Origin of the sequence: Saccharospirillum salsuginis (assembly GCF_014651855.1) — a bacterium.
GTDB classification, from domain to species: Bacteria; Pseudomonadota; Gammaproteobacteria; order Pseudomonadales; family Natronospirillaceae; genus Saccharospirillum; species Saccharospirillum salsuginis.
The window spans coordinates 249,294-263,795 of the sequence record NZ_BMXR01000004.1 but is presented as its reverse complement, the minus strand read 5'-3'; the positions used below and the strand labels follow the sequence as shown (position 1 = coordinate 263,795).

11 protein-coding genes are annotated in these 14,502 nt (G+C 58.3%); 2 read left to right on the top strand and 9 right to left on the bottom strand.

Features of this window, described 5'->3' with window-relative positions; all coding sequences use genetic code 11:
* Positions 1-5: 5 nt before the first annotated feature.
* From IE111_RS09635 to IE111_RS09610, 5 genes are all read right to left on the bottom strand, one after another.
* Positions 6-875, bottom strand: coding sequence for a HEPN domain-containing protein (locus IE111_RS09635; protein WP_189608346.1), 870 nt, complete (start codon positions 873-875; stop codon positions 6-8).
* 42 nt (positions 876-917) lie between these two features.
* Complete coding sequence (locus IE111_RS09630; protein WP_229805307.1) at positions 918-1,334, bottom strand: type II toxin-antitoxin system VapC family toxin; 417 nt, start codon at positions 1,332-1,334, stop codon at positions 918-920.
* 422 nt (positions 1,335-1,756) lie between these two features.
* Positions 1,757-2,215 carry a YccF domain-containing protein gene (locus IE111_RS09620; RefSeq protein ID WP_189608344.1) on the bottom strand — a complete coding sequence of 153 codons (459 nt, stop codon included), beginning with the start codon at positions 2,213-2,215 and terminating at the stop codon, positions 1,757-1,759.
* Between the two features lie 379 nt (positions 2,216-2,594).
* Positions 2,595-3,458, bottom strand: a complete 864-nt coding sequence (locus IE111_RS09615) for an EamA family transporter (RefSeq protein ID WP_189608343.1) — start codon at positions 3,456-3,458, stop codon at positions 2,595-2,597.
* 143 nt (positions 3,459-3,601) lie between these two features.
* Complete coding sequence (locus IE111_RS09610; protein ID WP_189608342.1) at positions 3,602-4,276, bottom strand: TetR/AcrR family transcriptional regulator; 675 nt, start codon at positions 4,274-4,276, stop codon at positions 3,602-3,604.
* Positions 4,277-4,595: 319 nt separating this feature from the next.
* Between IE111_RS09610 and IE111_RS09605 the strand changes: the two genes are divergently transcribed.
* Together IE111_RS09605 and IE111_RS09600 are read left to right on the top strand one after the other, a co-directional pair.
* On the top strand, positions 4,596-5,933 hold the full coding sequence (locus IE111_RS09605; RefSeq protein ID WP_189608341.1) for an OmpP1/FadL family transporter: 1,338 nt from the start codon (positions 4,596-4,598) through the stop codon (positions 5,931-5,933).
* Positions 5,934-5,949: 16 nt separating this feature from the next.
* On the top strand, positions 5,950-9,018 hold the full coding sequence (locus IE111_RS09600) for an Ig-like domain-containing domain (RefSeq protein WP_189608340.1): 3,069 nt from the start codon (positions 5,950-5,952) through the stop codon (positions 9,016-9,018).
* Positions 9,019-9,071: 53 nt separating this feature from the next.
* Here IE111_RS09600 and IE111_RS09595 read toward each other — a convergent pair whose 3' ends face one another.
* From IE111_RS09595 to IE111_RS09580, 4 genes are read right to left on the bottom strand one after another with little or no spacing between them, the layout of a single operon-like run.
* The gene (locus IE111_RS09595; protein ID WP_189608339.1) at positions 9,072-9,857 is read right to left on the bottom strand and encodes a zinc-dependent peptidase; all 786 of its coding nucleotides are present in this window, start codon (positions 9,855-9,857) and stop codon (positions 9,072-9,074) included.
* Between the two features lie 52 nt (positions 9,858-9,909).
* Positions 9,910-10,953, bottom strand: coding sequence for a potassium channel family protein (locus tag IE111_RS09590; protein WP_229805306.1), 1,044 nt, complete (start codon positions 10,951-10,953; stop codon positions 9,910-9,912).
* A gap of 55 nt (positions 10,954-11,008) precedes the next feature.
* Positions 11,009-13,009, bottom strand: a complete 2,001-nt coding sequence (locus tag IE111_RS09585; protein WP_189608338.1) for a hypothetical protein — start codon at positions 13,007-13,009, stop codon at positions 11,009-11,011.
* 13 nt (positions 13,010-13,022) lie between these two features.
* Positions 13,023-14,267 (bottom strand): ATP-grasp domain-containing protein, encoded by a 1,245-nt coding sequence (locus tag IE111_RS09580; RefSeq protein ID WP_189608337.1) that lies wholly within the window; start codon positions 14,265-14,267, stop codon positions 13,023-13,025.
* Positions 14,268-14,502: the final 235 nt, after the last annotated feature.

Here is a 14,502-nt window from a genome sequence, read left to right as displayed (position 1 = left end):
TTGTCTTAAAAACGGGTTAAACAGACAGATTCAGTAAGCTCACGCAATTTATAAACTTCCGCTTCCAACCAATCCATTTCCTCCTGCGTGATCACAAAATGATCAGAATACCGGGCATCGACATAAGCTCTTTTCAGTCGCTGAAAACTACGGCGGTGAAATTTATTGTCAGCGGGGAACAAACTGGAAAATTGCAGATCCTGTTGAGCACAAAGTGACCGCAAATGCTCAAGGTTGTGAGTCTTCGGAAGATAATTCGTGCAAGTTAATAGCGTACAACTAAAAAAACGCTCGGTGGACTGATGCAGTAGAAACGATGCTTCATTCAGAAAGCCCCTTCCCAAGGCATCCTGATATAAAGTGAAGAAATTTAACGCGCTGTTAAACCACTTATCAAAGTGATTCCGGGCAATCTCCTTCCATTCTTCCTCGGTAAGTTTCCCCGGCATCGGCAATTCCCGTCCATTGGAGGAATACAGCTCTATGCCCTCCTCCCGAATATCTTTGAAGAAGTAATTCCCCTTCTGCAGTTGCTCGTTCACATCGGCGAGCGTGTGCACAATCAGCCCCAGCGGGGCCTGAACGCGGCGCTGAATCTTGTCCTCGGCTGCCTGCCAGACCTCGTATTCATCCACCACAGCGTTCTGGTTGACGATAACGAGGATGTCGTAGTCGCTCAGGTAACCGTTGGCCGGGTCATCCACCCAGGTGCCCTTGGCATGGCTGCCGAACAGGATGATCTTGAGGATCCGGTAGTTCAGCTTGCTGCCGGTCTTGCCTTCCAGGTACTCGTCCAGCGCGTCGCGCAGCACTGTGGCGATGGTCTGGATGTCCCGCTGTTTGCGTTCGGGCAGGTGGTCGAAGGTGGTTTTCATGACGGTCATCTTACACAGATCGGTTTCGGACTTGATAGCGCACTACCAGATTGACCGGACATGCTTGTAGGCTCGAATTTTTTCATCTGCTGTTACCAGTGGAGCATTAATGTGCCGTGCCAATGCTACGATCATCCGGTCAGCGGGGTCCTTATGAAAGTCACCCGGCAACCGGGTGGACTGAACCGCAACTTCGTTGTCTACCGGCTCGAACCTTAAACCATCTATTTCAGCGGCCACTTCCAGCCAGTCTTCCACGTCCATTGTCAGCGCGAGGCGACCCTTGTCGACCAACATGGCTATTTCCCAGGATGATATTGAAGAAACGATGATCAGCCCTTCCTCGTCATCCAGTTCTTTCTGAATAGCCGAGTTTGCGCTTGGCGACAAAGAAGAGTCTCCGTTTACCCACCAAAGTAGCGTATGTGTATCGAGGACGATCAATTCAAAGCCTCCCAATCATCCTCTCCAACCGGCTTGGTCGGTTCCACATACTCGACAACCGTGCCGCGTAAACGGTCCAAGGGTGAGCGTTTATCGCTGCGGTACCGACGAACTTCAATAGTCGGCCGCCCCTTGTCGGTTACGATAACCGTCTCTCCGGAAGACTCCACTGCCCGAAAGAATTCCAATGCTTTAGACTTGAATTGGGATTTCGAAACCTGTTCTTGAGACATTGTCGATGCCTAGTCACTGAGTATAGTCACCACTATAGTCCTACTCGGTGACTACCACAAGTGGTCATCATTCTGTGTTGTTGACGAAGGCTTGGCCGAATAGTCGCCCTTGGGTGCTGGCCGTGCGCTGTCTAGTCCCAGGTACTGGCTCTGGAATACTACACGGGTGCTTTATCTGACGCCTAAACACTGGCCCTGGCTGGACTATTTGCGCAGATCATTCAAGTGTGACTCGGCATTGGCTTTTCGCGCCGCCTGTGCCACATCATTCTTCACAACAACTTTCCCGATAGGTGCAATAGCGATGCCGGCCAATTTCAAATGCTGAATGCCGAAAGGGATGCCAATGATGGTAAGGAAGTTGAAGATTGCCCAAATCAGGTGCAGCACCGCTAGCCAAAATCCCGCAAACACAAACCAAATAACATTACCCACAATACCTGCCACCCCCGTTCCTACATCGCTCTTCTGTGACAGCTCTTTACGACTGATGGCGTCCCGCCCAAATGGGAAAAATGCTAATCGACCCATTTGGAAACAGGCTCGCCCCCAGGGGATGCCAATAATGGAAATAAAGGCCAGTAGGCTCCACAACCACCAGGCCAACCCCAATACTAGCCCATTGAGAAGAAACCAAATTAAATTTGCAGCGGCACTAAGCATAGACTTACTATCCTTTTGAATGTTTATGTATATATCCCAGTATGTGTTTTCATATCTAGTTCACCGCAATACACGGTATGGCTGTACACGCGTGCACGGAAGCAACAAGGGAAAGTTCGAAGAAGGACTATTGCTTATAGCAGGTCCCTAGACGGAGGGAAGCATCTCCCGAGGCTCACTTAGTGTCAATCCGTTGATGTCACATCCGTCCGCCCAGCGCTAATTTGCCCCTAGGTCTATGCGAGAGGCGGAGAGGTCATATTCGTCCAACGTTCTTACCCATGACCCAATCATCACGACTCAGAAGAATAAGAGTACCGCCGGGTTCCCGCTTGTCAGCGATGAGCACCCGGGCTGCGCCGGCGAATGTCATCTTTCATCAGCCAAGCGCCACCCAGACAAGCCCTGCGAACACCAACACACTGCCCGCCAGCTTGGGCGCAGTCAGCCGCTCTTTCAATACCGTCAGCCCCAGGGCAACGCCCAGCAGAATACTGATCTGACGAAACGCCACCACATAACTTACGTCTCGGGCATAAGCCATCGCCCAGACCACCATAGCGTACGTTCCCATCAGCAATATGCCGGTTTGCAGGGCTTGGCTGTGCAGGGAAAAAGTGGCCGGGGCGTTTTCCCGCCACGCCGGTTTGATCCAGATCGCCAGGTATAACCAGCCTGCGGTCGACCATGCCTGCAAGAACACATAGATAAGCGCGATATGTCCGGCGGAAAGGGATAAGCCGGGCAATGCCCGAATCAACCGGGTCGCCTGGTCGTCGATCAGTGAATACCCCGCTGTACCGGCAGCCGCGATCAACGCGAACAAGGTGGCCCAATTGACATAATGTGCGAGCTTGATGTCCCGAAAGTGGTTCATGGGAAGAAAAACACAACCGCATACGATCAGACCGATGCCCACCATCGCCCCGATGCCGACGTCTCCGGGCAGATCCAAAACAAAACCCACCACGGGCAGAATGACCAGGGGCATGGAACGAAGTAAGGGGTACACCACGGAGAGCTCGCCGTTCTGATAAGCCAGCGTCAGGCCGATCATGTACAGGGCCTGAGAGAAACCGGTGGCGATCACCAAACCGATAATAACGGTATTGAACGACGCGACCATATCCCAGGCCTGGATAACCCAGGGCAACCCCACTATCCCGACCCAAAGAAAGGCCAATGCATAAAGCCCCACGCTTGTTCGCCGGCGCTTGCCCAGGAAGTTCCAGCCGGCGTGCATGACGGCCGACATTAAGATGAGGATGATACTGGCCGTAGACAGGAAGCCTCCTTATTTGGGCCTGTTTGCGTTTGGGAAGTGATTGAGGGAGAGGTTTGTCCGCGCCGGACGTTTCCGGCCGTTGGGTCGGGACTACCCGGCGATCAATCGGAATCCTGCTCATACCGCCGAGCCCCGATCATCACCGCGCGGTAGAACAAGACCGCTTCCCGGGCGATGTCTTCGCCCTCTTTCTCCGTCTCACCGTACAGCCACTCTTCGATCAGTTCCAGGGTCGCCCCGACGAGGGCGATGGAAGGCAACCAGTAGTTCCGCTCCGGCAGCAGCCCGTTTTTGGTCAGGGTATCGGCCTGAAACTGGATGAGTTCCGCGAATTGATGCACCAGGCGGCGCCGGCGTTGCTCCATTGCCTGGCTGACGCCGACGGTTTCCAGGCACACGATCCGGGCGCGTCGCCTGTCTTCGGTCAGGTAGACGACCACTCCGCGAATGGCGTCGCTGACCCGCCCGGTCATGTCCCGGCTGTCGTTGGTCAGGGCTTCGCTCGCGATCGTCAAGGCGCCGCTGACTTCCTCGCTCAACAGCGCGTCCAGCAGCGCTTCGCGGCCGTCGAATTGCTCATAGAAGTGGCGCGTGGTGACGCGGGCGGTCGAGCAGATCAGTTCGATGGGGGAGTTGGCATAGCCCCGTTCGGCGAACAGCGACAATGCGGCTTCCAACAGTCTTTCCCGGCGCTCGGCACGCAGTTGTTCGGGCGTTTGGCCTCGATAACGGCGGGTTTTCGGGGTCTTGTCGTTTTCGGCATTGATCTTAGTCACAGCGGGTCCTTTTTTCCATTTCCTCATTCTAACCGCGCCAGTTCGCATTAGGAAACAAGGGCGGTTGACAGTCGGAATGCCAAGGCATAGGTTCCGGAAAGACTTCTTTTCGAAAAGGAGTCTTTCCGGTTTAAAACCCGCTAGTCCGTACCCAAACGGGCCGCCAATGGCCCGGTTAACAACAATAAATGACACCTCTATTGGAGAACCGCAGTACCGCTCAGAGGCCACGATCAGGCTTGCTGTTGTATGCGTGTCTATCCGTGGTGTCTGCTTGGAAGCGTTTCCGGTGAGGTCCCGATTCGATGGAGCACACAGGATGCACACTTTCAGGACTCGACCGCCCCGGGCCTTATTCACCGTTTTGCTGGCCGGCCAATCCCTGGCCGCCACGGCCGCGATGGGCAATCTGGCGACCACCTACGGCCTGCTGCCCGAGGACATCGCGTCGGCCCAGGCGGCGTCTTTGTTCAACAGCGGGGCGTCGGCCTCCTACTACAACCCGGCGTCCCTGGCGGCCGACAGTGGCGGCGAACTCACCACAGGCTTGTACAACGCCGATTACTCGCTGGAAGCGGACAGCCAGGGCGGTAGCCATCCGCCACAGCGGGATGGCGATATTCTGCAACACAACCGGACCCAGCCGGTTCTGTTCGGCCTAAAAACCGACCTGTCGGAACTGACCACATCCCGTCATCCGGTTCAGTTGGGAGTGCTCGCCGGCGTCGAAGACTACGGCCGAAAAATGCTCTCCTTCGAGTCGCACACCAGTCGTGAAGGCCAGTACTTCGACTATGGACGGGAGTCCCTGTTCCTCAGCCTCGGTGCGGGAACTCAGGTGTGGCGCGGCATCGATCTGGGTCTCGGCACCCGGGTCACGCTGCACAACAAGGCCACCCTGGTCGCGGTCACCGATATGGCCGGCAATACCGAGCGGGAATCCCTCAAGGTTGAGGCGGAACCGCAAATCAAGGGCATCGTCGGGCTCTTGGTGGATTGGGGGGATACCCTCTGCCCCGACGGCGGCTGCCTGATGGACGGCTTTGAGTCCGCGCTCAGTTTCCGGCAATCGTCCGCCTTCCAGACCGATGTGGTCGCCAATACCACCATTCCCGGCACTATTCCGGAGCCCGGTTTGACGCTTGCGATCAACACCATCGACGGTTACCAACCGCCGACACTCGCCGCCGGGTTCGGTTGGCGCCGGGATGCGTTGCGGCTGGACCTGACGCTGGAACAACAGTTCTGGCAGCAATTGGAGGATGAGTTCGAGGACGACACCGTTAAGGACCAGGCGGATTGGGCGTTCAACGACATCGTGGTTCCCCGACTCGGTGCGCGGTACGACTTCGGCGATCGTTTCAGCCTGATCTCGGGGCTTGCCTACCGGGCGTCGCCCCTGTCGAACACTCGCTCGCTGGACGTGAACTATCTGGATACGGAACGCTGGATCGCCGGTCTTGGGCTGTCCGCGACCTTCCAGGCCCCCTACTTTCTGGCGCAGCCGCTTCGTCTGGACCTGGGCTATCAGTACCAGCGATTGACGGAGCGGGACTTCCGGATGACCGCCAGCGACGCGCCGGAGAACCCTTACGAAACCGTAACCGGCGGCGGGCAGGTGCATGTCCTGGCCGGTTCGCTGTCATTCCAATTTTAGGCCAGGAGGCGGACCCATGCGCATCATCACCCTACTGCTGCTCTCCGTTTTACTGAGCGCCTGCGACACCGGCATCACCCCTCCGAACGCGGATTTCTCGTCCTGGGAGAAGGCATCGTTGATCGATTCCTACCCTTACGACGGTCAGACGGAAGTGCCGGTCAACGCACCGGTGGCCCTGCGGTTTTCGCATCAGGCCTGGCCGGCCGAACCGGATGAGTCAGTCACCTTCGAGACGGCGAACGGTGAGGCTGTGGCGTTCACGACGCGTTCCATCGCCGGCGGCCAGGGTCTCGTTGTTCAGCCGGACAGTCCGTTGGCTCCGGCGACGACGTATCGCATCCAGCTCGCGCCGATGGACACCGAAAAAGGCGCACTGCGGTTGCCCCGGAACGGCATCCGTTTCACAACGGGCACCCGTACCCGGGGCGCAGAGGAAGCGACCCGGACGGAATCGGAGTTCCGGGTCAGCCGATTGATACCGGATGGCGAGTCGTTGCCCATGCTGGATTTCTCCACGCTGCGTCTTCAGTTTACTCAGCCTCTGGACCGTGATTCTCTGGTCTATGGCGAGAACCTCACTTTAAAGGACAGTGACGGCCGACTCGTGAAAGCCCATATCGTGCAAAAGGGGCGTTACCTCACGCTCGACCCTCGGGAAGACCTCAATGCCGGTTCCCAATACACGCTCTCGGTCGGCTCCGGGTTGCGCAGTGTGTCGGGCCGGTCGCTGAACCCGGGCGAATTCGCGGAGTTTACACTGGAACCCCAGACAACGACGCCTCGGGAGACGCTCGTGCAGCAGGCGCAGGCGTCGAATGCCAGCACGGACGACGCCTGCGGCCCGGATCTTGAGGGCGACCAGCTGTCACCGCTGTTCGGTCAGCCGATCAATTGCGTGCCGATGGTCGCCCGGTTGCTGGGTGACGCGTCCAGCTCGCAGCAAAGCGGCGATCTTCATGTGGAATTGGCCTACCCGCCCCGCTTTCCCGAAGTCACGCCGTTCCGGGTGCCTCGGGGTACACGCCTGACCGGCTCGTCGGTCGATGTGATGATCGGCGGGGTCACACCGGCCGGTTACAGCTCCGGGCCGCTGGAGGTGCTGTTTGTCACCGACGCGGTCGGTTACCTGATGCCCAACGGCTATTCCGATCATCCTTCGGCCCCGAAACGCGTCCGTATGTTCATGGACGTGGCCATGACGGCCGACTCGGCCCAGGCCAACGGCGGTCTGAGCCAGGATCTGCTGCACCTGGAACTGGTCGGCAGCGCCATCGTGCGCGACGGCGTCATGGAATTGGATGCTTTGGGGATCGTGGCGCCCCGTGTGCTGGGTATCGATCAGGGGTACGGCATCGTGCCTTTCCACATGACGTCCTATCGGGACCAGACCGAGGCGCCCTCCCCCGTTCGGGACACCGAGGCGCCAGAGCTGCAGTCCTGGATGCCGGGGCAGACCGATGCGGGCGATATGCGCCCCGGCGACCCGATAGTCGTCAACCTGAGCGAACCGGTGGACCGGGACAGTCTGGCCCGCGACGGTGCCATCGATCTGGTTCGCGATGGCGTCAGTGTCGCGTTCGATTGGCGTCTCGACGGCGGGACCCTGGTCGTCCAGCCCCGCGTTCCGCTGGCCCACGGCAATCACTATCAACTGCACTTGAACCATCGAATCACCGATCTGGCGGGCAATCCGCTGGCCGACGACTACAGCCTGGATTTCACTTTGCCGCACCACATCGGCGGCGCCGACCGGGCGCCGGTTGTTACCACCGTCTACCCCGGCTATGGCTGCGTCACGGTCGACCGCGATCTGGCCAACAATGACCACGGTCGCTGCCAGGGCGGACAGGCGAGCGACGATCATCTGCCCGTCACCGAATTGCCGGCGGATCGGCCGATCGTGGTTCAATTCTCCCAAACCATGGACCCGAACAGCGTCGAACTGGACGGCAGTTTCACGGTGGCGCGCAACAGTCGGACCGACGGCCAGGGCACCTGGAACACGGTAGCCGGTCGCCTGGAAACCGGCGCGCGGATACTGCGCTTTCACCCCGAGCAAGCCTGGGAATCGGGCGTGCTGTACCGCTATACGCTCGGCTCCAATGGCGACCCGTTTTCCAGCGAGGCGCAGTGCGATGGCAGTGACGCGCTCTGTTCGCTGCGACCGGATGGCTCGATCGGTTACCCGCTGCAAACCCGGATGCTGGCGCAATCACCGGACGAGGCCCCCATCGCCACTGGCGGCGGACCGGACCTGACGGTTTATTTCCGGGGTGGCGCACCGGCCGATGGTGTCCTGCAGACCTTCCGCAACCTGCCGACATTGGACGTCAACGCCAACTTTATACACGACGGGCGCGGCGTCGATGACGACCAGAACGGTTGTATGGCCGCCAACTGCGAAGCCTTGCCGGAGCACGATGACGAGGGCCAAGTCGTACTTGAGGAAAACTCGACTCGTATCAACGCCGTTGGCGCCGGCGGGTTGGCTTCCAACGCCAACACCGGTTGCGGTTTCGAGGGCGGAGAGCCGATGGACTGCCCCGAACGCCAACATGTCTGGCTGACCGCCGGGTTGAATTCGGAAGTGATGGGCATCGACTCTTTCCCCGGAACCGGGAAGGAAGCGGTGAAGGTGCGGGTGTTTCCGAACATCATCATCACCTCCAACCTGGACGTCTACGCGCAGATGTTGGGGCTCCCGGTCCACAACGCGTCCGGTCCGCAGATCATGCGGGTCCGTTACGACCGGGGACCGGATGGCGAGCTGCAACCGCTGACCGGTTGGATCTACGAGACTGAAAACGGGCCCTACTTCCAGGTGGATGTAACGATTTATCTGGACGCGCCCTATCTGTCACCGCCGCTGGGCCTGTCACACAACCTGCACAGTTACGAGGCCGGGTTCACCTTGCAAGGACCGGTCAACTTCCTCGATGACGGGCGCATGCAGGTTCAGTTGAAAAACACCGAACCGGTTCCGGTGAATGTCAGCGTGGGCAGCGGTACGATCAAGCTCGACCTGCACATGCCCGCGCAGGGCATTTTCCTGAACTTCACGGCATTGCCGATCAAACAATGAGGTAGGTGAACGACGGTGTCATGCCCCGTTACGGGTTGGCACCGTTGAGAGCGTCACGCATTCCAGATGGCTTGCCAGTCCAGGTCCGCCAGGTCCAGTCCGTAAATGGAGGACAGGTCCGCATACAGCTCCGGGTTGTATTGCCTGAGTTCGCGGGCATTGGTGAAAAAGGCTTCCGAGGCGGTCGCGAAGAATTCGACATCGGTGTGGAAGGCGGCGTCCGGGCTGTCGAAGAGCGGTTCAATAGCGGCCGTATCGGTGAAACAGTCGGCGATCGGGACCCATCGCCCCTGTTGAATATCGTCCACGTACCGCTCGAAGCCCTCTCTCAGCCCCGGTGTACTGCTGGACAGGCCGAATTGGGCATCCAGAATGTGTGAGAACTCATGGACAACCAGGTTCTCACCCGGCCTGGGGTGTCTCGATTCTTCGACGCATAAGTCCGAATCCAGCCTGACGGTGGAGGACTCGTAGGCATCGCCATCGACGTCCAGATCGTCCGCGCACAGGTACAGCCACTTCACCGACGAAAAACAATGGGTTTTCTGGGCGGCGCCCACTAAAGCCGCATTCGCGGCGATGACCAGCAACGCATCCTCCACATCGGTTATGTCCGGATGCGCGTAAACATGTTTCCCCTCATAGAACTGACGCACAAAGTCTCGAATAACCGCTTGTTCATGATCCGCCAGAAAAGTGTATAACCTCATGCGGGATTGAAGCTTCCGGTGCAGGTCCGCATCCCGGCCGGTATTCAGTGGAACGGAGGACTCCGGGTTCGGATTTGTCCCGGTGTATCCGAACCAGCCCGCCAGTATCCGGTAGAGCAGCTTTCTCATTCATCACACTCACGGTAATGCGTGGAGACCGCCAATCGAGTCAACATGGGCGTCATTTTCCAGCGGGTATGTCAAAGCACTCTCGCTCATTCACCCGTTTTTCATTGATGTAATACAGAATGTCGCCGGCTCGGACTCTTTCTTCCATGTCCGGGTTGATCAGGATGTGTTCGCTGCCACCCTTGCGCAGCCCGATGATGGTGGCGGTCAGGTTGTGCTTGAAATGGTCGAACAGGTCGCCGTACGCCAGATCCTGGTTGCCGTTGTACAGGACGCTGTATTGCGTCATGCCTTCGGTACTGTCCAACAATTGGCGGTGCAACTGAGAGGAGCCCGGGTCGAGCGAGGCCTTGGCCAGAAGTTCAGTGCCGATCGACGGGATGCATTCGACGTTCGGGCAGTGCTCCTTGAGCAAACGCCCGATGCTTTCGTCTTCGAAATAGGCGGTTTTGTGGCTGTCGGGGCTGGCCTTCTGGCAGAACAGTGCCGTGGTCAGGGTGACGTCGTCCTGGGGCGTGTCGATCACGATGCGCGAGGCTGTATTCAACGAGGCCCGTGCCATGGATTCCTCATGTGAATAGGCGTCGACGCGAACAAAGTCGATTTCGCCCGGCATGGGGTTTTCGATGTCCGTATCGACACAGAGTACGATCTTCGCCTGGATGGCGTTCGTCTTGGCCTTCATCAGCTCGATCAGTCGGTGCGTACGGGCCTGGTTCCAACCGATGATGACGATGTGATCCTTGAGGTCGAGCATGCGCAGCCCCTTTTTGCCTTTCTGAAAGAGTTCGGAAATGAAGATCCCCATTCGGGTCAGCACCAGCGCGAACAGGCTGAGCCCCACGGGAATCACCCACAGGCTGACGGCCAGTTTGGCGGCATCGTTCGTAGGGGACAGATCGCCGTAACCGACGGTCGAGGCCGTGACCACCAACCAGTAAAAGAAGGCTGTTGGTTCCAGCAGGCTCTGTTCGCCGGTCAAGTACAGAATCAGGTAACTGGAGGCGGCATAAAGGACCGCGGCGATCACCACGGTCGACATCCGCGCCTGCAGGAACAGCGATGCCAGTACCAGTCGAATCTTATGGATTAACACCGGAACTCCATGAGTGTCGAAGAATTCGGAACCGGCAAAACTAGCACGAATCGCATTACGCGGGTATTCGTTCGGCTCCCCAACTGTTTTCGAGCAATTCGATGACCGAATGGATCGAGTCGGCTGGTATGGATTCCGGTTTTCCTTTTTCAAGCGGGTCGAAATGATAGATGTACAGCCGTGAAGCGAACTGCTCGAAGGGCAACGAGGCTTCGCCGTAACGTTCGCCCAGACCGGCCGTACTCACCACCACTCCCAGTCCCCAATCCTGTCCGCTGTCATTGTTCGGGTTGAAGAAATAGACCCGCATGACGCCGGCGGGGTCCAGTGCGACCCGCAAGATGGTGATGGCGTGCCAACCGATGAAGCGTCCCGCGCTGTCGGTTACGGCAATGCCGGCCGGCTGAGGATGTACCAGGGGTTGATTGCCGTTGTAGTACGGGTGGTAATAGGCGTAGAAATGGCGGTAGAAGGATTCCGGCTCGATGATATGACCGGTCTCCACATCGACATTGATGAAAAAGCTGCGCCCGGTCCACCAACCGTGGAATTCCGGGTTGACCCAGCGATGCGGGTCTCCTTCGCGATCGGCGCATAGTTCGATCATTTCCGCGTAGATCCGGTCCAGGTGCGGCACGACCAGCAGCGAGACCGGGTCGAGGTCCATCATCAGGGTGCTGGCGACGCCGATCTCGCGCTGAGTCGATGACACCGGTTTTCCCTCGAAATGCATGATGATCTCGTCATCCCGGGCGGCCCAGGCGACAATCTGCAAAAGATAATCGGGGTCGTTGTTGGACCACATCGACAACGCCCGGGCCGACTGGCAGGTGGGGTTATTGCCCTGCCCGATGCCGAACGGTTGACCGAGCAGCATCAGAACTCCGGCCAGGAGCCGATCTTCCGGCGGGGTCTGGTCACCGTACGCCAGAATCAGGCGCTGACGCGCGTTGTCACTGAGCGGTAAAGCCAGTTGACGCCACAGCGCCGGTGCCATGGCCGGATGATAGAGAATGCCCCGCTCCAGCATCTGGGATAAACCGTACATCGCCTGCGCTGTGGCCGGCTTGATGGCTTTATTGATCAGTTCCTGGACAAGGTCCGAATAGCACAGAAGACAATCGCGGCCGGTAGCCGACAGGCCCAGGGCTTCGGACAACAGGGACAATTGTTCCGGTTCCAGAAACCGCAGCAGCGCCGAATGGTACGGAGACACCAGCCCTGTGTCGTGCATGGCACGGGCGAAGCCGACGGCCTCGTTGTGGAGCGTCTGATTGTCCATCGAGCGCAAACGGTCTTCGTAAACACTGAGCCCAGGGTCTTCCTGGCAGCCGCGGGTCGGCATGTAGAGGCTGCTGACCAGCCGTTCGGCGCCCTGCCCGCTCGGGCCGAAATTGATCTCCGGGTTCTGACGACATATGGCGACGTGAGTGATCATCTGGACGACGGAGTCGACCTGAATGGGACGCTGGTTCAGGATACGCCAGATCTCTTCGATCAACTCGTCGATGATGTGCTCGAAGCCGATCCGGTTGACAAAATGCTGGAACAACCCGCGTGATATGTCGGCCAAACGCCCCTGTATTTCCCGCTCGGCTTCGCTCGGGGCGCCGAACAGCAGCTCGAGGTTCAGCGCCATAACCTGGCTCAGGAAATGATGCGCCTGTTCCGATGACAGATGCGGGTGCCAATAACGCGATTGCGCCACAGCCAGCATCCGCAACTCGCTGATCGCTTCGAGAATGACCCAACTGCTCTCGCCGCTGCGCAGCGATGCACTGGCCAGCGAGGGGATCAGGATCTGGGGGTAGGCCCAATCGGTATCGTTGAAGACACCGGCCCGTTCCAGGCGTTCGGCGCGACTTTCAATCGCGTCGAACCCTCCCTCTGTCAGCAAAACGCGCCGGGTGAGGTCCAGCACCGGATTCAGATGCTGAATCTTGGCAAAATCCCGAGCCCTGTTCAGGGCCTCGATGGCGTTATCGAGTTTGGCTAATAATCCTTCCAGCCTGGACGCCTGGGTCGGATCGGTCGTGCTGTTGTTGGGATCAGTCAATGGAACTCCGGGCCTAGACGTAGAAATCCAGCTCTTCCTGGTGTTTGAGCAGATCCCGCATCACATAGGGATCCTCGCCGAAGAAATATAACAGGCCCCAGTGCGTACCAAAAGCGGTACGTTTGGTGACGGTCTGTTCCCGCGGCGCTGCCAGGTCGTTGGATTCGTAATACGGGTGATCTTCCGTTTCCGCCGGAATCTCCAGTTGGCTGACCACACGTCGGCGTGGATAGACGCCGAAACACCCCGCGAAACCCTTGGCATCGACGACTTCTTTCGGGAAGAAGGCGGTGATTTCCTCTTCGGTGGTTTTCGGGTCGAATGTCAGGATCAGCCCCTGATAGGCGTTGAACCCATAGGCCCGTTCAAGCAATTCGAAGACTTTGAAACCGGGCGGACGGTAAGCCACTTCGCCGAAGTACATCTCGCCGTCGCTGGTCACGAAGTATTCCGGGTGTACGAACCCGAAGTCGATATCGAAGGTCTTGATCAGCTTTTCGATTTCCCGGGTGATCTGCGGGCGATACTTCTCAAGATCCGGCGTGGCCGGTACGAACACGGAATACCCCAGGGTGACGTATTCCGAAATGTTCAGGAAGCGGATCTTGCCGTTATGAATCCAGGCTTCAACGGCGAATTCCCAGCCGTCCAGGTGGGATTCCATCAACGACGGAAACTCTTCGTCCGGAATGGAGTCGACATCGTCCGGCGTGCGGATCAACCGATGCCCCAGGCAACCGGCCTTGTCGAAGGCCTTGAGGTGAATCGGGTCATTGGGGTCGCCGTCGAGTTTGAGCAAGGTCTGGTTGACGCGCTTGAGAAAGCGAACCACGTCTTCTCGGTCGTGCGCTTCCTCGAAAATGCCGACACGGATGCCCCCCAACTGGGCGCGGCGCTTCATCAGCGATTTGTCACGCAGCAGCATGGACTGGCCAAGCAGCCGAGGGTTGTCGAGCAGGACCGAGTTGATGGCACCGGCCCATTCGACGGTTTCTTCATACAGCGGGATGGAGACATCCACACCCATATCTTTCAAAGTATTCGCGATTTCCAGCGAGCGTTCGTTCAGTCGCTCGAAGTTCCAGGGGATGTAGGGAATCTTGTGCTTGAGGCAGTATTCTTCCGCCCATTCCGGGGCGACGACGACGTAGCGTCGGTCGAATGAGTCGGCCGCCTCGATCGCGTTCAGGCTCCAGCCCAATAACGCGACGTAGCCCTTCTCAGGGTTGTAGTTTTGTTCGGTGTCGGTTGCTGTCATGGTCCTCTCCTGTACGGGTACAGAGTGGAACAGACGTCCTTTTTACTGCTGGGGGGCGCCTGCCCGATGTTGCCGGGCCGCCTCGGAACCGCCCCTGTCGTTACCGACGGAACCGGGGGTCGGGATGGCCTGAGTCTTCATGACCCAGGTTGTGGATAGGCGACAGTATAGACGATCGGAGGGATCAGCAACCTTACGGTGTTAAAGGTTTATGAACTTTGTACGGAAACGTTTG

Excerpts from the sequence above, each read along its gene's own strand:
- IE111_RS09595 (WP_189608339.1), bottom strand. The coding sequence starts at position 9,857 with ATGAGAAAGCTGCTCTACCGGATACTGGCGGGCTGGTTCGGATACACC.
- IE111_RS09600 (WP_189608340.1), top strand. The coding sequence starts at position 5,950 with ATGCGCATCATCACCCTACTGCTGCTCTCCGTTTTACTGAGCGCCTGC.
- IE111_RS09580 (WP_189608337.1), bottom strand. The coding sequence starts at position 14,267 with ATGACAGCAACCGACACCGAACAAAACTACAACCCTGAGAAGGGCTAC.
- IE111_RS09620 (WP_189608344.1), bottom strand. The coding sequence starts at position 2,215 with ATGCTTAGTGCCGCTGCAAATTTAATTTGGTTTCTTCTCAATGGGCTA.
- IE111_RS09635 (WP_189608346.1), bottom strand. The coding sequence starts at position 875 with ATGAAAACCACCTTCGACCACCTGCCCGAACGCAAACAGCGGGACATC.
- IE111_RS09615 (WP_189608343.1), bottom strand. The coding sequence starts at position 3,458 with ATGCACGCCGGCTGGAACTTCCTGGGCAAGCGCCGGCGAACAAGCGTG.
- IE111_RS09605 (WP_189608341.1), top strand. The coding sequence starts at position 4,596 with ATGCACACTTTCAGGACTCGACCGCCCCGGGCCTTATTCACCGTTTTG.